Origin of the sequence: Enterobacter sp. ODB01, assembly GCF_001623605.1 — a bacterium.
In the GTDB taxonomy this organism is placed as follows: domain Bacteria; phylum Pseudomonadota; class Gammaproteobacteria; order Enterobacterales; family Enterobacteriaceae; genus Enterobacter; species Enterobacter kobei.
In genome coordinates this window covers 3,088,481-3,110,276 of sequence record NZ_CP015227.1, presented here as the reverse complement: position 1 = coordinate 3,110,276, position 21,796 = coordinate 3,088,481, and the positions used below count along the sequence as shown (strand labels likewise).

Sequence of the window (21,796 nt, the reverse complement as noted above, 5' to 3'; positions counted from 1 at the left end):
TGTACTGAATTACCGTTGAGACGCGTACTGCGCCACGGTAGCTTTCGCGCCCTTTTGCACCAAAGACCGGTACGCGGTCATCACCGCATCAACAAAGACCGTCTCACGCGGTAATTCTTTGCCAAAGATAGACTCAATGCCGAGCAGCGCACGCACGCGGCTTTCCCCTTCAGCACTTCCCTTCACTGCCGCCTGAATCACCGCCAGCTGCGGATCGCTCACCTCGATGGCATTACCCTGCTCATCCACTCCGCCGACATAGCGCATCCAGCCCGCCACGCCCAGCGCCAGCAGGGGGAAAGGTTTCTGATGCACCAGATGCCAGCGCACGGAATCTAACATGCGTTGCGGGAGCTTCTGGCTGCCGTCCATCGCGATTTGCCAGGTGCGATGACGCAGAGCCGGATTGCTGTAGCGGGCAATCAGCAGATCGGCGTAATGTCCTAAATCGACGCCTTTCACCTTCAGGGTCGGCGCCTGCTCGTGGAGCATCAGCGCGTGAGCCGCAACGCGGTAATTCTTATCTTCCATGCAGTCGTTGATATGCTGATAACCGGCCAGATACCCCAGGTAAGCCAGGAAGGAGTGGCTGCCGTTAAGCATGCGCAGCTTCATCTCTTCAAACGGAATGACGTCTGATACCAGCTCGGCCCCGGCTTTTTCCCACGCAGGACGCCCCGCCACAAAGTTATCTTCGATCACCCACTGACGGAAGGGTTCACAGGCCACGCCCGCCGGATCACGCACGCCAGTGAGCTGTTCGATTTTATCCAGCGTATCAGGCGTGACCGCAGGTACGATGCGATCCACCATGGTTGACGGGAACGTGACGTTAGCCTCGATCCAGTCCGCCAGCTCGCCGTCTACCGCCCGGGCATAGGAGCAGGTTACGTTGCGCATCACATGACCGTTTTCCGGCATGTTGTCGCAGGACATCACGCTAAAGGCCGGTAACCCCGCCGCTTTGCGACGCGCCAGCGCTTCCACCACCACACCCGGTGCGGACGTCGGCTGATGCGGGTTTTGCAGGTCGGCGGCGATGAATGGATGATCGAGCATCAGTTGCCCGGTTGCGGGAGAGTGACAGTAGCCCTTCTCGGTAATGGTCAGTGAAACAATCGCCACCTGCGGTTCGCACATCGCTGCCAGTACGGTCTCCAGCCCGTCAACCTGCGCATGCAGGGCCTTTTTGACCACGCCCACCACGCGGGATGTCCACGCTTCGGCGGACATCTCCGCTACGGTATAGAGGTTATCCTGCGCCTTCAGGTCGGCAATTTGCTGCTCGCCGCCAATCAGGTTGACCTCACAGTAGCCCCAGTCGCTGCCATAATCAGACGCGAGGAGGTCGGCATACACCGCCTGATGCGCGCGGTGAAAGGCGCCAAATCCTAAATGAACAATGCGTGCTTTAAGGCTGTCGCGATTGTACTGAGGCAGCGTCGCTTTGGCCTGTAATAACGTGTTTTCCATGATTAAGACTCGTTAATTAGAAAGCTGTGGATCGCTGCCGCTTGTTATAAAGCGGCAGCGTCTGCTGACTACACCAACTAGAATGGCAGTTGGGGTAAAAAATCTCTGCCATCCACCATACTGATACTGCCATTTGAGATTTTGATTTATATTAACTTTTGTTCAGGTGGTGTGACACAAAGACAAAGTTGTGTGACAAGTCACGCAGGCTGTGTACCATTACCGCCGTGACGATACCGTGCCGTAGGCCACAGGCTCTTTTGGCGTGGCCTCCGCAGCATCTTCCGCTGCGCTCAAATCACGATCCCGCACTTCGGGCATCAGGCAGGCCGAGACCAGACCAATCACAGAGTAAGCCACCAGCATGGCCACAATCGGCCACCAGGAACCGGTCATGTTACAGAAGATCCCCGCCAGCACCGGACCAAACCCCACTGCCACCAGACCGCCCGCCTCTTTGGAGATAGCCATCCGGGTAAAGCGATTTCGCGAGCCAAACATCTCCGCCATGGTGATATTTTCCAGCGCAAACAGCCCCAGTACCGCGAAATTATGGATAACGATGATGGAGAGCATAATGGTTCCCGGCGCATAGCTTTTATCGACGATGATCGACAGCATCGGGTACGCCAGAATAATGGCGGAAATATTAAGGATAATGTACGGCAGACGGCGTCCCACTTTATCGGACAGCCAGCCCAGCAGCGGGATAGAGATAAACCCAAGAATGGAGCTTATCATCAGCGCGTCGGTGGGAATGGCTTTATCGAACAGCAACGTCTGGACCAGATAACCGGCCAGAAACGTCTGAATCAGACCCGAATTGCCCGCCTGACCGAAACGCAGACCGGTCGCCAGCCAGAAAGATTTACTTTTCACCATGGCCCCTAACGATGTGTCCGGCTGCGCGGTTTGCGCATCGTTCACTTTCTCAAAGACCGGGCTCTCCTTGAGGTTCATACGCAGCCAGATGGCAAAGATCATCACCACGACGCTGGCGAGGAACGGCACGCGCCAGCCCCAGGCGAGCAGCTGTTCGCGGTCGAGGGCAAAGAACATAACGGCCCAGATAGCGGTCGCGCTCAGCGTCCCGCAGTTAGTCCCCATCGCCACCAGCGAGGAGATGATGCCGCGTTTACCTTGCGGTGCGTACTCCGCCAGCATGGTCCCGGCCCCGGAGATCTCTGCCCCTGCCCCGAGTCCCTGAATGATGCGCAGCGTCACCAGCAGTACGGGCGCGAAAATCCCGATCTGTGCATAGGTGGGCAGCACGCCAATCAGCGTGGTGCAGATCCCCATCATGGTGATGGTGATAAACAGTACCTTTTTACGGCCAATGCTGTCGCCCATGCGACCAAAAATAAAGGCGCCGACGATACGCGCGATATAGCCTGCGCCGTAGGTTCCCATCGCCAGGATCAGTGCCATCGCAGCGGACTGTTCCGGGAAGAAGATTTCATGAAATACCAGGGCGGCCCCCAGCGAGTAGAGCTGGAAATCCATGAACTCCAGCGCGGTGCCCAGCCAGCCTGAAACGGCGGCTTTCACCAGATCGGAGGTGGTTCTTTGAGGTTGTGCTTGCGTCATAATGGCTATCTCTGGAAGGTAAGATGCGTACCACATAGAGCCCGTCTTCGCGGGCTCTTCACCGCGTGAATTATTCTGGGTTGAACGTGAGCAGGACCTTGCAGCACTGCCTCTGGTCTTTCTCAAACAGTTCAATGGCGTCTGTTATATGGTGATAGTCAAAGGTATGGGTGATCAGTTTTTCCGGGTCGATCAGTCCTTTTGTCAACCAGTCGATGACGATCGGGAATTTATTGGCGTTCAGGCGCGAGGAGAAAATCGCCAGCTCTTTGCCGGTGATGCCCTGCTGAACAATCTGGCTCGGTTCGCTGGAGAAGCCCATCAGCACGATGCGCGCCGCCGGCGAGGCCAGGGTTATCGCTTCCTGTAAAATGGACGGATGACAGGCGGCATCAATGATTAACGTCGGTTTGATGCCTTTCTCGTCCAGCGCGGCCTGCAACGACTGCTCGCCGTTATTAAAGACCCAGTCCGCGCCGCTGCGCTGGGCCATTGCCAGGCGTTCGTCTATGCGGTCAACCACAATCACCTGTTTCACCTTATAGACGCCCTTCAGCGCCTGCACGGTGACCAGCCCCATCGGGCCTGCGCCGTAGATCAGCGCCACGTCCTGTTCACCAGGGTTGGCCTGCCCCGTCACGTTGGCGGCAATGGTAAATGGCTCAACCATGACGGCGTGTTTATCCGGGATCGCATCCGGGATGCGCCAGGCATTTTTTGCGGGTACCGTTGCATATTCGCTGAAACCGCCGTCGCGGTGAACGCCCAGCACCACCAGCGAGGTGCAGACGTTTGGTTTTCCGACGGAGCACGGGTAGCAGTGTCCGCAGCTGATCACGGGGTCAACCGACACGCGTTCTCCTGACCGGGAAGGATCCACGCCCTCGCCAACGGCATCGATCACGCCAAAAAACTCGTGGCCAATCACGCGCGGATACTTCGCAAACGGGTTATGGCCGCGGTAGATGTGGCTGTCCGAACCGCAGATCCCGGCGAGTGTGATTTTGACGCGCACTTCGCCTGCGCCTGGCTGCGGGCGTGGACGCGCTTCAATGACCAGCTGGTTCGGCTGTTGAATGACTATGCTTTTCATCGTTCGCTCCTCGTTTACCAGTTCCACAGCGTACCGTCTTCAAGACGTGCCACCGGCAGGTACGCCGGATCGTACGGATATTTCGCCGCCAGCTTCTCGTCAAACTCAATGCCCAGCCCTGGCTTGTCACCCGGGTGCATATAGCCGTTATCAAAGCGCCAGCTGTGCGGGAAGACGTCGAGCATTTGTTCGGAATAGCCCATATATTCCTGCACGCCAAAGTTCGGTACCCACAGGTCAAAATGCAGCGCGGCGGCATGACACACCGGCGACAGATCCGACGGGCCGTGCGAACCGGTACGCACCTGGTAGAGCGACGCAAAGTCAGCGATGCGACGCATGCCGGTGATGCCGCCCGCATGCGTGATTGTGGTGCGGATATAGTCGATAAGCTGCTCTTCGATAAGCTGCTTGCAGTCCCAGATGCTGTTAAACACCTCGCCCACCGCAATGGGCGTGACGGTGTGCTGGCGAATAAGACGGAAGCAGGCCTGGTTTTCGGCAGGCGTGGGATCTTCCATCCAGAACATGCGGAAGTCTTCGATGCTCTTACCGAAGCGCGCCGCCTCAATGGGCGTCAGACGGTGGTGCATATCGTGCAGGAGGTGTTCATTGAAGCCAAATTTACTGCGCACCGCGTCGAACAGTTTGGGTGTGAAATCGAGGTATTTCTCGGTCGACCAGAGCTGCTCTTCCGGCCAGTCGCCTTTGGTGGCAGGCTCGTAGGCCAGCCCTTTTCCTTTCGACATGCCGTAGGTGGTTTTCATACCCGGCACACCGCACTGCACGCGAATCGCCTTAAAGCCCATCTCTTTATGACGCGCGTAATCTTCCAGCACGTCGTCAATGGTGTGACCGGTCGTGTGGCAGTAGACCATGACGCCTTCACGGGAGGCGCCGCCCAGCAGCTGGTAGAGCGGCATATTGGCCGCTTTGGCTTTGATGTCCCACAGCGCCATATCCACGGCTGAGATGGCCGACATGGTGACCGGTCCGCGACGCCAGTAGGCGCCTTTATAGAAGAATTGCCAGATATCTTCGATACGGTGCGCGTCGCGGCCAATTAACTGCGGGCAGAGGTGATCCTTCAGGTACGAAGCGACGGAGAGCTCGCGTCCGTTCAGCGTAGCGTCACCGAGGCCGACAATCCCGTCATCGGTGGTGATTTTAAGGGTGACAAAGTTCCGCCCCGGGCAGGTAACAAACACGTCAGCCGCGACAATCTTCATAATTCCTTTCCTTACATCGTTCGTTGTGATGTCGGAAATTTACTCAATTGCAATACTACCATACAAGTATAATGATCATAAAATCAGCTGGCGATCACAAAACCGGGGGCTCAGGCCCGCCCCCATCCCGCCACGATAATCAGCATCCCGCACAGGGCAATTAGCGCGCCGGCCCAGTCATATGCGCTAAGCCTGACGCCGTCCACCACGCGTAACCACAGTAGCGCGCTACAGACATATACACCGCCGTAGGCCGCGTAGACGCGCCCACTTGCCGCCGGATGCAGCGTTAAGAGCCAGACAAACAGGGCCAGCGCGACGCCCGCCGGGATTAGCAATAATGCGCTACCTCCCTTCTTCAGCCAGAGCCAGGGCAGGAAGCAACCGATGATTTCGCAGAGCGCGGTGGCAAAAAAAAGCAGCGTGGTTTTGAGCATATTTCACTTCAGGTGAGGATTTATTTAAACATCATACCCGATGATGGCGTTAACTTTTCCATACCTGCGCTGCGGGTATGCCGTCTTTTCTCTTTGGTGTAGAATCTGTAAGGGGTTACTTGATTATCTGCACCCATTTAAAAGGAAACGCTATGACAACATTAAGCAAACGCCTTTGTCTGACAGCCCTGCTGGCGCTGTCATCGTTCGCTTTTGCCGCCTCTGCGACAGCCGAAACCAGCAAACTCATTATTGAGTCTGGTGACAGCGCGCAAAGCCGCCAGAACGCCGCCATGGACAAAGAACAATGGAATGACACCCGTAGCCTTCGTCAGAAGGTCAACAAACGTGCTGAAAAAGAGTGGGATAAAGAAGATGTCGCTTTTGACGCACGCGATAAGTGTCAGCAAAGTGCAAACGTCAATGCCTACTGGGAGCCTAACACCCTGCGCTGCCTGGACCGCCGCACTGGCCGTACGGTAGCCCCATAATGTCGGCTTCGTGTGACGTTAAGCTCCGTCCGCTGGAGCGTGAAGACCTGCGCTTTGTCCATCAGCTCGACAACAACGCCAGCGTGATGCGCTACTGGTTCGAAGAGCCTTACGAGGCCTTTGTCGAGCTGTCGGATCTGTACGACAAACACATTCACGATCAGAGCGAACGTCGTTTTGTGGTGGAGTGTGGCGGCGAAAAAGCCGGGCTGGTGGAGCTGGTTGAAATCAACCACGTTCACCGTCGGGCAGAGTTCCAGATCATCATTTCGCCTGAGCACCAGGGGAAAGGCCTGGCCTCACGCGCGGCGAAGCTGGCGATGGATTACGGATTCAACGTTCTGAATCTCTACAAGCTGTACCTGATTGTGGACAAAGAGAACGAGAAAGCGATCCATATCTACCGCAAGCTGGGCTTTATGGTGGAAGGCGAGCTGATTCACGAGTTCTTTATCAACGGTGAATACCGCAATACCATCCGCATGTGCATCTTCCAGCATCAGCACCTGGCCGGGCATAAACCCTCAGGCGCCAGCCTGCTGAAACCAACCGCGCAGTGAGTTTGATGATACCCCCTGTCATCAACAATTGCGCCGTCTTTCTTGCCGGGTGGCGCTGCGCTTACCCGGCCTACATTGTGCAATAATATCAATACATTGCTCAGTAGTATTCAATCGTGTTTTTGATGGTGTACTTGCGCTCAACGGCGGGCTTGACGCTGTCATCGGTGATGATCAGATCGCAGCTCACCGGATTGTTGTGTCGATCGTAGTCGCAGCTCTGCTTCACGTTACCCAGCGGCTTGTCGTTTAACAAACTCACTGCCGAGTAATCCATCCTTTTGCGTACATCTTTAGACGGTGTCGACTGGACAGACAGATGCTGATCCCCGGAGACGGTAGTTTTGCCCAACGGGTAACCATCGGCATCGTAGCGGTACTTCACTTCCATCTCTTTGCCGTGCGCCGCCACCACGAAACCGTTATCGTCGGTATCCCACGTCACCCCGGCTGACGGCAGTTCGGCCAGCTGGCATTTCCCCTGCAGCTTCACTTTGCGCTGCTGGGTTTCGGCATCAACGTAGTAATTCGCATCCAGCACCAGCGCCACGCCGGTGTTGGCCTCCAGGTCGTGCAGTTCCAGCGTATCGAAACACCCTTCTGTCGACACGGTGCCCGTCACCCGTTTAGACACTTCGCCCTTCTCGTTGAACAGCGTCTGGGTAAAGTCTTTAACCGGGCCGCGCAGGGGGTCAAAATCAAATTCGTTCGAGAAACTCGCCATCTCCGGCGTAAACGACAGTGGTGCGGAGTTGTTGTCACACCCCACGAGAGTGGCTGCCAGGAGCGTTATCGCTGCATATTTCTTCACATTGATTACCGTACAGAGAGATTATTCCCAATCATATTAGCAAATACAGTTGTTTACACGAAGCCTGCTAAAATTAATGTCTACACACAGAGAAAAGGAGCGACAGATGAAACGGTTACCCTGGATTACCGCCCTGCTGTTAATGAGTGCTTCAACGGCCGCCCTGGCGGCACCCGATTCCTGCGAACGCGTGAAAAGCGATATTCAGCAGAAGATCATCAACAACGGCGTGCCCGAGTCAGGGTTCACGCTGAACATTGTGCCGAACGATCAGGCCGATCAGCCGGACGCACAGGTGGTAGGCCATTGTGCCAACGACACCTTTAAAATTCTGTACACCCGCACCGGGAGCGGAGCGGCGTCCGCCAGTCAGGATAATGCGCCAACTGAACCGCAGTAATTTCCCCTCAATCCCCTTTGATTTGATAAGGATTAATATTTACTACCCCTAAATCAGTAACACTCACCCCACCATTAGCCCGGTTATCATTTCGGGAAAAATAATACGCAATTACATTGGTGGGGTGAGCCATGTCCGATATCGAACATCACGGCGGGATTAGCCGTCGAACACTCGTGAAATCTACGGCGATAGGATCGCTGGCGTTCGCCGCCGGTAGCGTCTCATTGCCTTTTGGCGTGAAACGCGTTGCCGCCGCAGTGCAAAGCGCCACGAAACCTGCTGACGATAAAGTCGTCTGGGGCGCCTGCTCGGTTAACTGTGGCAGCCGCTGCGCATTGCGTCTGCACGTCCGCGACGATGAGGTGTACTGGGTCGAAACGGATAACACCGGCGAGGATATCTACGGCAATCACCAGGTTCGCGCCTGCCTGCGCGGACGTTCTATTCGCCGTCGCATCAACCACCCTGACCGTCTGAACTACCCGATGAAGCGCGTGGGCAAACGCGGTGAAGGCAAGTTCGAGCGTATCAGCTGGGATGAAGCGCTCAACACCATCACCGCCAGCCTGAAAGACGTGGTCGCCAGATATGGCAATGAAGCGGTGTACATCAACTACTCCTCCGGGATTGTCGGCGGCAATATCACCCGCTCCTCCCCTTACGCGTCGCTGGTGGCGCGCCTGATGAACTGCTACGGCGGTTTCCTGAGCCACTACGGCACCTACAGCACGGCGCAAATCGCCTGCGCAATGCCTTACACCTACGGCAGCAATGACGGTAACAGCACCTCGGATATCGAAAACACCAAACTGGTGGTGATGTTCGGCAACAACCCGGCGGAAACGCGCATGAGCGGGGGCGGGATTACCTATTATCTTGAGCAGGCTCGCGAGCGGTCCAACGCGCGTATGATTGTCATCGATCCGCGCTATACCGACACGGCAGCCGGACGTGAAGATGAATGGATCCCGATTCGTCCAGGGACCGATGCCGCGCTGGTGGCCGGTCTGGCATGGGTAATGATTAACGAAAATCTTGTCGACCAGCCTTTCCTCGACAAGTACTGCGTCGGCTACGACGAAAAAACGCTGCCGGAAGGCGCGCCGGCTAACGCGCACTACAAAGCGTATATTCTCGGCCAGGGCGATGACGGAACGGCGAAAACCCCGGAGTGGGCCTCGCGCATTACGGGCATACCGGCCGATCGTATCGTTAAGCTTGCCCGGGAAATCGGTTCTGCGAAGCCAGCCTATATCTGCCAGGGCTGGGGTCCACAGCGTCAGGCGAACGGCGAATTGACGTCCCGCGCCATCGCGATGCTGCCGATCCTGACCGGCAACGTAGGGATCAACGGCGGTAACAGCGGCGCGCGTGAGTCGACGTATACCATCACCATCGAACGGATGCCGCTGCCGGAAAACCCGGTCAAAACGCAGATCTCCTGTTTTAGCTGGACGGACGCCATCGCCCGCGGACCGGAAATGACTGCCCTGCGCGACGGGGTGCGCGGTAAAGATAAGCTGGATGTGCCGATTAAGTTCATCTGGAACTACGCGGGTAATACCATCATCAACCAGCACTCCGATATCAATAAAACCCACGATATCCTGCAGGATGAAAGCAAGTGCGAAATGATTGTCGTCATCGATAATTTCATGACGTCGTCAGCGAAGTATGCCGATATCGTGTTGCCGGATTTAATGACCGTCGAGCAGGAAGATATTATTCCTAACGATTACGCCGGGAACATGGGCTACCTGATTTTCCTCCAGCCCGTCACCGCACCGAAGTTTGAACGCAAGCCCATCTACTGGATCATGAGTGAAGTGGCGAAACGTCTTGGGCCGGATATCCATCAGAAATTCACCGAAGGACGGACGCAAGCGCAATGGCTGCAGTATCTGTATGCCAAAATGCTCGAAAAAGACCCTCAACTGCCGTCCTATGATGAGCTGAAGAAAATGGGCATTTATAAGCGCAAAGATCCGAATGGACACTTTGTGGCGTATAAAAAATTCCGCGAAAACCCGGAAGCCAATCCGCTGAAAACGCCATCGGGTAAGATTGAAATTTACTCGAGTAAGCTGGCTGAAATTGCAGCGACCTGGAAACTGGCAAAAGACGAAACCATCAGCCCTCTTCCCGTCTATGCCTCAACATTTGACGGTTGGGATGCCCCCGCGCGCGCAGTATCCTCTGCAGCTGTTTGGCTTCCATTTCAAAGCCCGTACCCACTCTAGCTACGGTAACGTTGACGTGCTGAAAGCGGCCTGCCGCCAGGAGGTCTGGCTTAATCCTCTCGATGCCGAAAAACGCGGCATTAAGAACGGCGATACGGTGCGCGTGTTTAACGATCGCGGTGAGGTGAGAATTGAAGCGAAAGTCACGCCTCGCATCATGCCCGGCGTGAGTGCCATGGGCCAGGGCGCCTGGCATGACGCCAATATGAATGGCGATCGTATCGACCACGGCTCCTGCATCAACACCCTGACGACCCATCGCCCGTCTCCGCTGGCCAAGGGCAACCCGCAGCACACCAACCTGGTACAGATTGAGAAGGTATAAGGGGTGAAACGGATGGCCGTGGTTTATTCTATGGTGTGTATTACTGATTAACACAGTCGCGCGGGCGTGCCCCGCGCAAGCAAGGAAGGTTTAATGAAAGACGTCTTACAGCGTGAATCGTTCGCGTTCAGCGCCCGGGTGCTGGGCGCGCTGTTTTATTTCGCTCCTGACAGCGAGCAGACTGAGCCCCTGGTACAGGCCCTTATCGCTGGCAAATGGGTTCAGGACTGGCCCCTGTCTCCGGAAACGCTGCAGCCCGTTGCCGATACCTTTGCCACGTCTTCCGATGAGCCGCTGACGGACGCCTGGCAACGGTTGTTTATTGGCCCTTATGCCCTGCCCGCTCCGCCGTGGGGTTCCGTCTGGCTGGATCGCGAATCCGTGCTGTTTGGTGACTCAACCCTTGCGCTGCGCCAGTGGATGCGTGAAAACGGCATCGCTTTTGAGATGCAGCAGAACGAACCGGAAGATCATTTCGGTACCCTGCTGCTGCTGGCGGCGTGGCTGATTGAGAATGGCCGCGATTCGGAGTGCGACCAGCTCCTGGCGTGGCACCTGCTGCCGTGGAGTACCCGCTTCCTGTCGGTATTTGTCGACAATGCGGGTCATCCGTTTTACACCGCGCTGGGCAGGCTTGCGCAGCTGACGCTGGCGGACTGGCGATCCGCGCTGGTTATCCCTGTTGCGGAAAAGACGCTGTATCGCTAAGGGATGTGATGAGGTGTTGAGATTGTCCGCTTGCGGTCTTGCTTGTGCCGGAAGCGGATTTTTAAAAAAAGATAACAGATAAACCTCTTCATCCAGGCAGGCGAATTCCTCATTTTTATTTCCTCAACCTTAACCATTCAGAGCCCTTCTTAGCCCTTAATGAAAGCGACGTAATATGTGTGGCTCGTATGTCCGCAATTGCTCTAAATGCTTAACGATCATTACTTATTTATGACGCGCCAGCCCATGATTATTTATTTAATACCCGATGAATGTGAATTTTTTGTCTGGTTTAGCTATAAAAATCACTGATGCCATATGAAACATTTTAATAATGATTAAATCTGATGCCATACGTAATGACCTTCAACTTTAGATGCGATATAACGTCCCCCGAACACAAGTTAACAATATCATAACATTACAAAGGTTAAGCAAATGAAGCAGGTTGGCATCGTCGGTTGGCGAGGAATGGTAGGTTCTGTTTTGTTACAGCGAATGGTCGAAGAGAACGACTTCGACGGTATTTCTGTGCATTTTTACAGTACTTCAAGTGCAGGTGCCGCCGGTCCTGTCATTGGTGGCGTCGGCTATATGCTAAAAGATGCTAATTCAATCAATGCCCTGTCCGAAATGGATATCATTATAACCTGTCAGGGCGGTGATTATACTAAAGCAATATATCCTGATTTGATTGATCATGGCTGGAAAGGCTACTGGATTGATGCGGCCTCAGCGTTACGGATGGATGAGAAAGCCTGTATTATTCTCGACCCCGTCAATCGTTCTAATATTGATCGTGCAATCAAAGAAGGAATTAAACTTTTTGTTGGTGGCAACTGCTCCATCACCCTGAGTCTTATGGGGCTTGCTGGACTGATAAAGGCTGACTTAATCGAATGGATGAGCGTAATGACGTATCAGTCTGCATCAGGTGCAGGGGCTAAATATGTTAGAGAATTAATCGCTCAAAGCGCATATATCAGCCAGCATTTATCCTCAGATGAACTCATGTCATCAGGATCGGTGCTTCCTTTAGTCAATAAAGTCAGTGAGCTTATTAACAGTGCTGACATGCCCATCCAGAATTTCGGCATACCTCTTATGGGCAGCATCATTCCATGGATTGATAGCGATTTAGGCGATGGGAATAGCCGCGAAGAGTGGAAAGGTGAGGCAGAAACGAACAAGATTCTTGGGCTTTCTCCAGGTACAATCCCGGTAAACGGTTTGTGTATTCGTGTCGGCGTGATCCGGTGCCATAGTGCTGCCATCACCCTGAAGCTCAAGCGTGAAGTCAGCGAAAAAGAATTCGCAAGCTTAGTAACGCATTCCCACCCCTGGGTTAACTACGTACCCAATAACAAGGATGAAAGTGTCAGTCGATTGACCCCAGCTTACATCAGCGGTTCGCTGCAGGTTGGCGTTGGCCGTTACAAAAAAATGTCCCTGAATAATGACCCTATTTACTCGGTTCTGACGGTGGGCGATCAGCTATTAGGGGGGGCGGCAGAACCGTTGCGCCGGATGTTGAATATTTTGCTTGGCAAAATATAAGTCGAATTTTACGAGTAAAACATCTCGTGACGGAATCACTGCAAATCCACCAGAGCGAAAACGAATATTACCCCTACATTTAGTGGTTGCTATGTGAAGGTAGTTCATCCATCCTGCTTGTAACCGCGGGCAGGACGGAGTCACATTTTGTGGGTAATCCAATCCTTGAGAAAACCATCGTCATCTTTCTTCTCATCTTGTGGATAATCAGTGCATTCAGGGCCAGGAAAAGAAAATGTTCTGACCCCGCTATTGAAGCAGCTGATGCCAGAGAACGCCATGAATGGCGCTATTTCAGATGGGGGTTCCGGACGATACAAGTGGCAGCGACAATATATATCTTTGTTCAGCTGTTTCAGGTATTAATGAGATAAGATACGTCACTTTCAAACTCCCCGTGGGCGACGTTTTTCGTTACACAATCGGGTTATCGCCTGCCTCTCCCGTCAACTGCGTTACGCCCGCTGCGGCAAGCACGCTCCAGCGGGCGGTGAGCTTGTGGTTCCAGTCAAGATCCATCGACCAGGCGTAAATCCCTGCGCCGGCGTCATGTCGGGCAAACCCCGATGCCGCCGACTGGGCATCGCTCACGCCGTAATACGTTTGCATATACTTGCTGGAGCCCCAACTGCCGGTCAGCGCCAGCGCTCCGCATTTTACGCACACCTGACGATCTCTCCCCCTTAAAAGCCGTACCGCAGCATAGTGAGGCGCGCATTGACGCCGCGACGGAGTCCGTGCCGCTAACGTCGCTCATACCGGAGCGAATGGCCGAGCTGGAACCGTTAGCCTCAGCGCGCAGAATTGAACTGGAATTCTTCGCCGAGAAGAACATCCGGATTAGCGGCGTCAGGCAAAGTTTGATATCGCTGATAGACAATCTCATTGAAAATGCCGTGAAGTACAGCCCTGAGTGCGTCCGCAGAAGGTGGCCTCCAGGTGACGGTTGCCTTCCCGAACCGCACGTTTAGCTAAACCAGAACAGGGTGTTTGATCGCAAATGCCGCAGATTGCTTCAAAAAAATTACCCTATTTGTTATATTGTTGTTTATTGCTTATTCACCTCTGCGGTGCCAAAAAGAACAAGATTCACCGCGACCCAGGACAGAGAAATGTTAGATTACCGCTTCCCGACAGCTTTGCAGATGGTCCTCAGCGTAGCGATGGCGGAGCAATTAGGTAAACGTTCGACGAGTGGCGTTCTGGCCTACGGCCTGGAAGCCAACCCGAGCTTTATCCGCAAATTGATGGTTCCCCTTACGCGTGACGGGATTATCGTCTCCACGCTTGGCCGTAACGGCTCCATTCATCTTGGGCGCCCACCGGAAGAGATCACCCTGCGTGACATCTACCTTTCGGTCACTGAAGATAAAAAGCTGTGGGCGTCGCGTCCTGACGTACCGGCTCGCTGTGTGGTCAGCGCTAACGCCTGCTGGTACTTTAAATCGGTATCCGAAGAAGCTGAGCAGGCTTCGCTGGCGGTATTAGCCCGACACACCGTGGCAAGCGCGCTGGAAGAGGTCAAAAAAGCCGATAGCAGCGGCTGCGATCCGGTACCTGAGCTTATGGCCCAGTATAAAGAAACGTTTTAACGATTGATCTGATGTGAAAAAAAAGCGCCTTACTGTGAAGGCGCTTTTTTGTTTTCTGCAACATCCCTATGCAGGCAGAACGTCCCTTTCCTCTTTACCGCGCGTAACGAATTTACGCAGCGTCACGTAAAACACCGGCGTCAGGAACAGACCAAACAACGTGACGCCCAGCATCCCGGAGAAGACCGTAATCCCGGTGACACCGCGCACTTCTGCGCCCGCGCCGTGGCCAAGGATCAGCGGAATGGTTCCGGCGATGAAGGCAATGGAGGTCATCACAATCGGGCGTAAACGCAGGCGGCAGGCCTCCAGCGCGGCTTCCATGATACCTTTGCCCTGAATTTCCAGCTCGCGGGCAAACTCCACGATAAGAATCGCGTTTTTACACGCCAGCCCCATCAGTACCACCAGCCCTACCTGCACGAACACATTGTTATCACCACCGGTCAGCCAGACGCCAAACAGCGCGGACAACATTGTCATCGGCACGATAAGGATCACCGCCAGCGGCAGCGTCCAGCTTTCATACAGTGCCGCCAGCACCAGGAAGGCCAGCAGCACCGCGACCGGGAAGACGATCAGCGCCGTATTACCTTGTGTCGCCTGCTGGAAGCTCAGATCCGTCCATTCAATATTCATTCCGTTCGGCAATATCTGCTTAGACATACCTTCCAGCTGCGTCATCGCCTGGGCGGAGGAGAGTACGCGCGGGTCGGCATCGCCAATCAGGTCAGCCGCCGGGTAGCCATTGTAGCGGATCACCGGATCCGGCCCGTAGGTAGTGCTGATCTTAACCATACTGCCAATCGGCACCATTTCACCCTGGTTATTACGGGTACGTAAGTTCGCAATATCCTCCACGCTCTCGCGGTACGGTCCGTCGGCCTGCGCCATTACACGCCAGGTACGCCCGAACTGGTTGAAGTCATTCACATAAGACGAGCCCAGATAGGTTTGCAGCGTACCGAACAGATCGGTCAGCGACACGCCCTGCGCTTTCGCCTTGTCACGGTCAACCTGCACGTCCAGCTGTGGAACGTTGGCCTGGTAGGTCGAGATCGGGAAATGCATCCCCGGCGTCTGCATAATCGCACCGGACATGGTATTCACCGCGTTCTGCAATGCGCCATAGCCAAGACCGGCACGATCCTGAATGTACAGGGAATAACCCGACCCCTGCCCCAGCCCCAAAATCGGCGGCGGCAGAATGGAGAAGCCAAAGCCCTGCTGGATTTGCGCAATTTTCGCGTTGATTTCAGCGTTAATTTCCGCAGCACTGTGTTTACGCTGGTCGAACGGCTTCAGGCCAAAGAAGACCGTTCCGGTGTTCGGCGTATTGGTGAACTGCAGCGCATTCAGACCCGGGAAAGCAACCGCATAGTCCACGCCTTCGGTATTCATCCCGATTTCGCTCATTTTGCGGATCACCGCATCAGTACGCGCCAGCGACGAGCCTTCGGGCATTTTCACGCCACCAATCAGGTACAGCTTATCCTGTGTCGGAATAAAGCCACCGGGAACCGCTTTAAACATGACGCCTGCGGCACACAGCAGCAGCAGATACACCACAAACACCGCGCCACGTCGGCCGAGCGTTTTACCCACCAGCCCCTGATAGCCAGTCGAGCTACGATGGAAAAAGCGGTTAAACGGTCGGAAAATCCAGCCGAACAGACGATCGATAAGCCGGGTCGGGAAATCTTTCGGTGCGCCGTGCGGTTTTAACAGCAGAGCAGCCAGCGCTGGTGAGAGCGTCAGCGAGTTGATAGCGGAGATCACCGTCGAAATGGCAATCGTTACCGCAAACTGTTTGTAGAACTGGCCGGTGACGCCAGAAAGGAACGCCATCGGCACAAACACCGCGCACAATACCAGCGCAATCGCGATAATCGGCCCGGACACTTCACGCATCGCCTGATGCGCCGCCGCAAGCGGAGCAAGCCCCTCTTCGATATTTCGCTCGACGTTTTCCACCACCACGATGGCATCATCCACCACGATACCGATAGCCAATACCAGCCCGAACAAACTCAGGGTATTAAGCGAAAAGCCCAGCAGGTAGAGAACGCTGAACGTCCCCACGACCGAAACCGGCACCGCGATCAGCGGAATGATCGACGCACGCCAGGTTTGGAGGAAGAGGATCACTACCAGTACGACCAGCACTACCGCTTCCAGCAGCGTTTGCACCACCGCACGGATGGAATCGCGCACGAATACCGTCGGATCGTAAGGTGCCGCCCACTTCATATCTTCCGGGAAACGGGTGGACAGTTCCGCCATTTTAGCGCGCACCGCGTTAGACAGATCGATGGCGTTTGCGCCAGGAGACTGGAAGATACCGATCCCGACCGCGTCTTTATTGTTAAGCTGCGAACGCAACGCATAGCTGCCCGATCCCATTTCAATACGCGCCACGTCGCGCAGGCGTACCAGCGACCCGTCCTGAGACGTTTTGAGAATGATATTGCCAAACTCTTCTTCGGTATGCAGACGCCCCTGGGCGTTAATGGAGATCAGGAAATCGCTCTCCTTCGGCAGCGGCTCGGCGCCCAGCTGCCCGGCCGATACCTGCACGTTTTGCTCCTGCATCGCCGTGACGACATCCGAGGCGGTCAGCCCGCGCGCCGCTACTTTATTGGGATCCAGCCAGACGCGCATCGCGTATTCGCCTGAGCCAAAAATCTGGATCTGGCCGACACCGGGCAGACGCGCCAGTTCGTCCTTCACTTTCAGCGTGGCGTAGTTGCGCATATACAGAGAGTCGTATTTACCGCCAGGCGAAAACAGATGCACCACCAGGGTCAGCGTAGGAGACTGTTTCTGCGTCGTGATGCCCAGACGGCGCACATCCTCCGGCAGACGCGCCTCGGCCTGCGCCACGCGGTTTTGTACCTGAACCTGCGCCTGATCCGGGTCGGTTCCCGGACGGAAAGTGACGGTCGTCACCAGCACGCCATCAGAACCCGCGACGGATTTCATGTACATCATGTTCTCAACGCCGTTAATCGCCTCTTCCAGCGGCGTCGCCACGGTCTCAGCAATCACTTTCGGGTTGGCGCCCGGGTACTCCGCGCGCACCTGCACGCTTGGCGGTACGACATCAGGGTATTCGCTCACCGGCAACAGCGGGATGGCGATTAATCCTGTGATAAAAATCAGAATCGACAGGACGGCAGCGAAAATCGGCCTGTCGATAAAAAAGCGGGAAAAGTCCATGGGTAGGATTCTCAGGTCAGATGATCAGTTGAGGGCGGTGCTGGCGGTCATGGCGACGGTTTTCGCGTTAACCGGCATACCCGGCATAAACACTTTTTGTAAACCATCGACGATGACTTTATCGCCGGGTTTCAGCCCCTGCTGCACGATGCGTAAGCCGTCCGCCAGGCGCCCTGGCGTAATATCGCGTCGCTGTGCTTTGCCCTCTTTATCCACGATATAAACATATTTGCGATCCTGATCGGTCAGCACCGCTTTGTCGTCAATAAGCGTGGCCTGGAATTCAGCGCTGCCCGGCAGGCGAACGCGAGCGAAAAGGCCCGGCGTGAACTGACGCTGCGCGTTATCCAGCAGCGCGCGCATACGGATCGTACCGGTACTCGGCGCCAGCTGATTATCCAGGAAATCCACTTTGCCCTGATGGGGATACCCTTCCTCACCCGCCAGGCCAATTTCAACCGGTAGTGCAGTGTGATTGCTGGACACCCCCTGCCCTCTGCGGGCGAGGTTTTGATAGTGGAGGTAGGTTGACTCATCCACGTCAAAGTAGACGTACACCGTCTTCTGCGAGACCAGCGTTGTCAGCACGCTGGCGCTGTCGCCCGCCGTGACCAGATTACCGCTGGTGATCAACGCGCGGCTGGCGCGGCCATCAATCGGTGCCGTTACTTTCGTGAAATCGAGGTTAAGCTGAGCGGCGTCTACCGCAGCCTGCGCGGCGCGAATATCGGCCTGCGCCTGAATGGCGGCCGCACGGCGCTGCTCCCACTCTTCACGGGATACCAGGTTGGTATTGATGAGTTTATCGGTACGGTTAGCCTCGCTTCGTGCCAGGCTGGCCTGCGTTTTGGCTCTCTCCAGCGTCGCCTGCGCCTGCTCCAGCGCGGCACGATAGGTTCTGTCATCAATCGTGAACAGCACCTCACCCTTTTTCACCTCCTGGCCGTCGGTGAAATTCACTTTGTCGATATAGCCAGAGACGCGGGGGCGAAGCTGAACGCTCTCCACGGCTTCGATCCGGCCGTTAAAGCTATCCCACTGACTAATGGATTTCACAACCACATCAGCAGCATTGACGGCGGGCGCAGGGGGTGCAGCATTTTGCGCGACGCTGTTATCACATCCGACAAGCAACAGGGAGAGCAATATCGCTCCCAGCGCATGCAGAGGTTCGTTTCCCCAGGTTTTTTGCAGGCTCATTATTTTTATTCCGGTAATTGTAGCCGCCGGGCAAGACGCGGCAGGAGGCACCGCACCACTTCCTTTGTCCGGGCTGGCTTAAGGCCATTTGTGTCGTTCATCGCCACAAAACTGTAACAGTTGCGAATACACTATTCGCGGCGATTGTAGGAAGGCGCTTAACTAAGTGCAAGAATAATTGTTGCACTTTATGTGCTATTCGATCGGATGTTAAAAAGGCCCGTTTCAGGTAAGGATTTAAATGCAACAATAAAACTTGCAATTACTGCAAAAACGCGCCACCTTTAAATGCAACAGATAAAGTTACCATTTAACAGGCTGCGTGGAGGTAACCCGATGAACACGGGCGCATTTATGCATGATTTACTCGACTGGATCGACAACAACCTTGATAGCCGTCTGGATATTGAGTCCGTCGCCAGGCGCTCCGGCTATTCGAAATGGCACCTTCAGCGACTGTTTAAAGAACATACAGGCTACCCTCTCGCCGGATACATTCGCGCGCAAAAGCTGCAAAAATCCGTTGAGCGCTTAACCCACAGCGACGAACCGATTCTGAACGTGGCGATCGCGTTGGGTTTTGACTCTCAGCAATCCTTCAACCGCAGTTTTAAACGGCAATATGGCCAGGCTCCAGGCGCATGGCGGCGCAGTGTGGCCTGCCGTGAAACCCAGCAGGCGCACACGTAACGCACATTTTGCTGCAACTTTTTCCGGCCTCTGTTATACTGTACATAAATACAGTATGAGAGGTGCGTGATGGCTGTTGAAACAAAATATGTTGTCGTAAGAAAAGGTGAAGAGAAAATGACATTTGCCAGTAAGAAAGAGGCTGACGCTCACGACAAACTGCTTGATTTGGCAGAGGCGTTTACCGACTGGCTTTTGCAAAGCGGAATGCAGATGGATGAAACGCAGGCTGAAGATCTTGGCCTGTATCTCGCCGAGCAGAAAGATGCCGTGCAGCATATTTTGCGAACCAGTAAGCTCCCGGCTCTTGATACCCCTGCTGACGATAAAACCGAGTCAGGTGCAGCTGACAGTAAAAAAATCAGGGCGGTTAAAGCGGCCTGATGGCCACATCATCATTCCTGTTGCCCGGTCTGCTGTGGTAACGCATCGCAGACCTCTTGTAACTCATTAAAAAACCTTGCCACATGGAAACCATCGCAGACAGAATGATGTACCTGAACGGCGAGAGGTAATAATACCCTGCCCTCTTGCTCGTAATATTTTCCAAGCGTAAACATAGGGGCAAAAAAGTTTTTCATATTAGCCACGCTAACGCTGAAGCTCGTAAAACTTACCCACGGAATGCCGGATATAAAAAAGATATTTTCCCTGGATTCTTCTTTTGGCCAATACGCAAGTTTATCGCCATAGCGAGCCATGTCTTCAGAATAGGTTTTCTGAAAGTGCTGTATATCGCCATCGTAATGACTCCATAATGATGAAAAGGTCTCTGTTTCATTATGGAAAATCGTATAATTTGGATGAATTTCATTCCATATGACAAGCTCATTGTCCTTCATGGCCATACGGAATTCTGGGTGACGGTTAACGATTTTAGCAACGAGAAAAATAATCGTCGGATAAAACTTCCAGCCAACGTTTTTAATATGGCTTAGCAGCACGGTAATATCGACCAACACAGTCTGGTTAAACGTCGATTGAGCAAACCCCTGAAATACCTCAAAATGCTCCTTTCTTGCCCAACGGGATAAATCAACAGCCGTATATTCCGGGATTATTTTTTCCATTTTTAAGCCTTTGTTGAGCAAGCAGATCTTGACGTTAGCCTAAGTTTTTTTCCTGACTTAAGCAAGCAGGGGCCTGCAGTTCACATGTCGAAGAAAAACACGTTCACAGAAATTACATTTTCAGCGTATCAATAACGGCCCTCAAAGCCGGCGATACGTTGCGGTGCGGATAATAAAGATAGAGCCCGTCCATGCGCAGGCTATAGCGCTGCAATACCCGGATAAGCGTTCCTTTTTCAAGATCATCAGCCACCAGCTCAAGCGGAACATAAGCCAGCCCAAGCCCAAGACGGGCGGCTTGGGCTTCCATATAGCTGTCTGACAATGCCCACTGCCCCTCTGGCCGATGGGTGATTTTTTTCCCGTCCTCGACCAGTTCCCACTGATAATCACTTCCATCAGCAAACTGATAGGCAATACAGGGATGCGCCACTAAATCAGCTGGCGTCTGGGGAAAGCCATAACGCCTGAAGTGCCCCGGTGCAGCCACTACGGCCATTTCCATATCGGGCGTGATGCGCACCGCAATCATTCCCTGACTGACCTCAGCTCCCAGCCTGACACCCGCATCAAACCGCTCGGTGATGATGTCGACGAAGCGGCTTTCATTTATGAGTTCCAGCCTGATATCCGGGTAACGCTGTTTAAAAATGGCGAGCTTTGGCAGCAGGCATTTGTCGATGGCGTGCTGACTGGCGTTAATGCGCACCGTGCCGGACGGTGTCTGACGATAATGTGCGAGGGTCGCCAGACCCGAATCAAGTGCATCGAACGCGGATTCGGCTGTCTGATAGAGCTGCTCTCCGGCGTGGGTTAACGACAGCTTACGCGTGGTGCGCACGAGAAGCTGGACGCCCAACCGCTCCTCCAGCTCGCGCACCGAGCGGCTCACCCCGGATTGCGCCAGCCCAAGCCGCTGCGCAGCCGCGGTGAAACTTCCCTCCCGCACCACCTGCATAAACAGGTACAGCTCATTGTAGTTTTCTCGCTTCGCCATTACGCCCCGCAATTCATAACAATTTGATATTAATTCTAGCAGATTATGGCCTCTAATCAGCACTATTCCTGCTAACTATAATGGCCGCAACACAACACCGCAGGGTATCGATAC

General features: G+C 54.4%; 19 protein-coding genes and 3 pseudogenes. 11 read left to right on the top strand and 11 right to left on the bottom strand.

Going from position 1 to position 21,796, the window contains the following annotated elements:
* Positions 1-9 precede the first annotated feature (9 nt).
* The 5 genes from A4308_RS14835 to A4308_RS14815 all read right to left on the bottom strand — a co-directional run bounded on the left by A4308_RS14835 (position 10) and on the right by A4308_RS14815 (position 5,819).
* Positions 10-1,473 carry a mannitol dehydrogenase family protein gene (locus A4308_RS14835; protein ID WP_049011144.1) on the bottom strand — a complete coding sequence of 488 codons (1,464 nt, stop codon included), beginning with the start codon at positions 1,471-1,473 and terminating at the stop codon, positions 10-12.
* Between the two features lie 219 nt (positions 1,474-1,692).
* On the bottom strand, positions 1,693-3,060 hold the full coding sequence (locus A4308_RS14830; protein WP_045282055.1) for an MFS transporter: 1,368 nt from the start codon (positions 3,058-3,060) through the stop codon (positions 1,693-1,695).
* 70 nt (positions 3,061-3,130) lie between these two features.
* On the bottom strand, positions 3,131-4,153 hold the full coding sequence (locus A4308_RS14825; RefSeq protein WP_045282054.1) for a Zn-dependent oxidoreductase: 1,023 nt from the start codon (positions 4,151-4,153) through the stop codon (positions 3,131-3,133).
* A 14-nt stretch (positions 4,154-4,167) separates the two neighbouring features.
* Positions 4,168-5,382 (bottom strand): starvation-sensing protein RspA, encoded by a 1,215-nt coding sequence (rspA, locus tag A4308_RS14820; RefSeq protein WP_014883675.1) that lies wholly within the window; start codon positions 5,380-5,382, stop codon positions 4,168-4,170.
* A 110-nt stretch (positions 5,383-5,492) separates the two neighbouring features.
* Complete coding sequence (locus A4308_RS14815) at positions 5,493-5,819, bottom strand: YnfA family protein (RefSeq protein ID WP_014883674.1); 327 nt, start codon at positions 5,817-5,819, stop codon at positions 5,493-5,495.
* Positions 5,820-5,971: 152 nt separating this feature from the next.
* Here A4308_RS14815 and A4308_RS14810 point away from each other — a divergent pair, with 152 nt between their 5' ends.
* Together A4308_RS14810 and speG are read left to right on the top strand one after the other, a co-directional pair.
* The gene (locus A4308_RS14810) at positions 5,972-6,310 is read left to right on the top strand and encodes a DUF1283 family protein (RefSeq protein WP_008502414.1); all 339 of its coding nucleotides are present in this window, start codon (positions 5,972-5,974) and stop codon (positions 6,308-6,310) included.
* Positions 6,310-6,870, top strand: a complete 561-nt coding sequence (gene speG / locus A4308_RS14805; RefSeq protein WP_014883673.1) for a spermidine N1-acetyltransferase — start codon at positions 6,310-6,312, stop codon at positions 6,868-6,870. Before A4308_RS14810 ends, speG begins: the two co-directional genes overlap by 1 nt.
* Positions 6,871-6,970: 100 nt before the next feature.
* Here speG and A4308_RS14800 read toward each other — a convergent pair whose 3' ends face one another.
* Entirely contained in the window at positions 6,971-7,681 is a 711-nt protein-coding gene (locus tag A4308_RS14800; protein ID WP_045282053.1) for a YnfC family lipoprotein, read from the bottom strand.
* Positions 7,682-7,787: 106 nt separating this feature from the next.
* Between A4308_RS14800 and A4308_RS14795 the strand changes: the two genes are divergently transcribed.
* The 5 genes and pseudogenes from A4308_RS14795 to A4308_RS22810 all read left to right on the top strand — a co-directional run bounded on the left by A4308_RS14795 (position 7,788) and on the right by A4308_RS22810 (position 13,288).
* Complete coding sequence (locus A4308_RS14795; RefSeq protein WP_023330302.1) at positions 7,788-8,081, top strand: DUF1161 domain-containing protein; 294 nt, start codon at positions 7,788-7,790, stop codon at positions 8,079-8,081.
* Between the two features lie 131 nt (positions 8,082-8,212).
* Positions 8,213-10,649, top strand: a pseudogene (gene ynfE / locus A4308_RS14790) (selenate/tellurate reductase subunit YnfE).
* 93 nt (positions 10,650-10,742) lie between these two features.
* A complete protein-coding gene (gene dmsD / locus A4308_RS14785; RefSeq protein ID WP_045282051.1) occupies positions 10,743-11,357 on the top strand; it encodes a Tat proofreading chaperone DmsD in 615 nt (204 codons plus the stop codon).
* Positions 11,358-11,795: 438 nt separating this feature from the next.
* On the top strand, positions 11,796-12,914 hold the full coding sequence (gene asd, locus A4308_RS14780) for an aspartate-semialdehyde dehydrogenase (protein WP_063308647.1): 1,119 nt from the start codon (positions 11,796-11,798) through the stop codon (positions 12,912-12,914).
* Positions 12,915-13,063: 149 nt separating this feature from the next.
* The gene (locus tag A4308_RS22810) at positions 13,064-13,288 is read left to right on the top strand and encodes a hypothetical protein (RefSeq protein WP_014883667.1); all 225 of its coding nucleotides are present in this window, start codon (positions 13,064-13,066) and stop codon (positions 13,286-13,288) included.
* A gap of 40 nt (positions 13,289-13,328) precedes the next feature.
* On the opposite strand, the pseudogene A4308_RS22005 reads toward A4308_RS22810, so the two are convergent.
* Positions 13,329-13,559 (bottom strand): annotated as a pseudogene (locus A4308_RS22005) (MipA/OmpV family protein); the annotation flags it as partial.
* 56 nt (positions 13,560-13,615) lie between these two features.
* Here A4308_RS22005 and A4308_RS22805 point away from each other — a divergent pair.
* Together A4308_RS22805 and A4308_RS14765 are read left to right on the top strand one after the other, a co-directional pair.
* Positions 13,616-13,828: pseudogene (locus tag A4308_RS22805) on the top strand (sensor histidine kinase); the annotation flags it as partial.
* Between the two features lie 198 nt (positions 13,829-14,026).
* Positions 14,027-14,506 (top strand): RrF2 family transcriptional regulator, encoded by a 480-nt coding sequence (locus tag A4308_RS14765; RefSeq protein WP_023330297.1) that lies wholly within the window; start codon positions 14,027-14,029, stop codon positions 14,504-14,506.
* 66 nt (positions 14,507-14,572) lie between these two features.
* On the opposite strand, the gene oqxB is transcribed toward A4308_RS14765, so the two are convergent.
* Together oqxB and A4308_RS14755 are read right to left on the bottom strand one after the other, a co-directional pair.
* Positions 14,573-17,725 (bottom strand): multidrug efflux RND transporter permease subunit OqxB, encoded by a 3,153-nt coding sequence (oqxB, locus tag A4308_RS14760; protein ID WP_047028239.1) that lies wholly within the window; start codon positions 17,723-17,725, stop codon positions 14,573-14,575.
* 24 nt (positions 17,726-17,749) lie between these two features.
* On the bottom strand, positions 17,750-18,925 hold the full coding sequence (locus tag A4308_RS14755; protein WP_045282049.1) for an efflux RND transporter periplasmic adaptor subunit: 1,176 nt from the start codon (positions 18,923-18,925) through the stop codon (positions 17,750-17,752).
* Between the two features lie 336 nt (positions 18,926-19,261).
* On the opposite strand from A4308_RS14755, the gene A4308_RS14750 reads away from it, so the two are divergent.
* Positions 19,262-19,615: a helix-turn-helix domain-containing protein gene (locus A4308_RS14750; protein ID WP_014883647.1), complete on the top strand. Its 354-nt coding sequence runs from the start codon at positions 19,262-19,264 to the stop codon at positions 19,613-19,615.
* Between the two features lie 69 nt (positions 19,616-19,684).
* Positions 19,685-19,999 (top strand): YebG family protein, encoded by a 315-nt coding sequence (locus tag A4308_RS14745; protein ID WP_045282048.1) that lies wholly within the window; start codon positions 19,685-19,687, stop codon positions 19,997-19,999.
* Between the two features lie 11 nt (positions 20,000-20,010).
* Here the strand turns inward: A4308_RS14745 and catA are convergent, their stop codons facing one another.
* A complete protein-coding gene (gene catA, locus A4308_RS14740) occupies positions 20,011-20,685 on the bottom strand; it encodes a type A chloramphenicol O-acetyltransferase (protein ID WP_045134998.1) in 675 nt (224 codons plus the stop codon).
* 112 nt (positions 20,686-20,797) lie between these two features.
* Entirely contained in the window at positions 20,798-21,682 is an 885-nt protein-coding gene (locus A4308_RS14735) for a LysR family transcriptional regulator (protein ID WP_032636721.1), read from the bottom strand.
* Between the last annotated feature and the right edge of the window lie 114 nt (positions 21,683-21,796).

Excerpts from the sequence above, each read along its gene's own strand:
- A4308_RS14835 (WP_049011144.1), bottom strand. The coding sequence starts at position 1,473 with ATGGAAAACACGTTATTACAGGCCAAAGCGACGCTGCCTCAGTACAAT.
- A4308_RS14830 (WP_045282055.1), bottom strand. The coding sequence starts at position 3,060 with ATGACGCAAGCACAACCTCAAAGAACCACCTCCGATCTGGTGAAAGCC.
- A4308_RS14825 (WP_045282054.1), bottom strand. The coding sequence starts at position 4,153 with ATGAAAAGCATAGTCATTCAACAGCCGAACCAGCTGGTCATTGAAGCG.
- rspA (WP_014883675.1), bottom strand. The coding sequence starts at position 5,382 with ATGAAGATTGTCGCGGCTGACGTGTTTGTTACCTGCCCGGGGCGGAAC.
- A4308_RS14815 (WP_014883674.1), bottom strand. The coding sequence starts at position 5,819 with ATGCTCAAAACCACGCTGCTTTTTTTTGCCACCGCGCTCTGCGAAATC.
- A4308_RS14810 (WP_008502414.1), top strand. The coding sequence starts at position 5,972 with ATGACAACATTAAGCAAACGCCTTTGTCTGACAGCCCTGCTGGCGCTG.
- speG (WP_014883673.1), top strand. The coding sequence starts at position 6,310 with ATGTCGGCTTCGTGTGACGTTAAGCTCCGTCCGCTGGAGCGTGAAGAC.
- A4308_RS14795 (WP_023330302.1), top strand. The coding sequence starts at position 7,788 with ATGAAACGGTTACCCTGGATTACCGCCCTGCTGTTAATGAGTGCTTCA.
- dmsD (WP_045282051.1), top strand. The coding sequence starts at position 10,743 with ATGAAAGACGTCTTACAGCGTGAATCGTTCGCGTTCAGCGCCCGGGTG.
- asd (WP_063308647.1), top strand. The coding sequence starts at position 11,796 with ATGAAGCAGGTTGGCATCGTCGGTTGGCGAGGAATGGTAGGTTCTGTT.
- A4308_RS14765 (WP_023330297.1), top strand. The coding sequence starts at position 14,027 with ATGTTAGATTACCGCTTCCCGACAGCTTTGCAGATGGTCCTCAGCGTA.
- oqxB (WP_047028239.1), bottom strand. The coding sequence starts at position 17,725 with ATGGACTTTTCCCGCTTTTTTATCGACAGGCCGATTTTCGCTGCCGTC.
- A4308_RS14755 (WP_045282049.1), bottom strand. The coding sequence starts at position 18,925 with ATGAGCCTGCAAAAAACCTGGGGAAACGAACCTCTGCATGCGCTGGGA.
- A4308_RS14750 (WP_014883647.1), top strand. The coding sequence starts at position 19,262 with ATGAACACGGGCGCATTTATGCATGATTTACTCGACTGGATCGACAAC.
- A4308_RS14745 (WP_045282048.1), top strand. The coding sequence starts at position 19,685 with ATGGCTGTTGAAACAAAATATGTTGTCGTAAGAAAAGGTGAAGAGAAA.
- catA (WP_045134998.1), bottom strand. The coding sequence starts at position 20,685 with ATGGAAAAAATAATCCCGGAATATACGGCTGTTGATTTATCCCGTTGG.
- A4308_RS14735 (WP_032636721.1), bottom strand. The coding sequence starts at position 21,682 with ATGGCGAAGCGAGAAAACTACAATGAGCTGTACCTGTTTATGCAGGTG.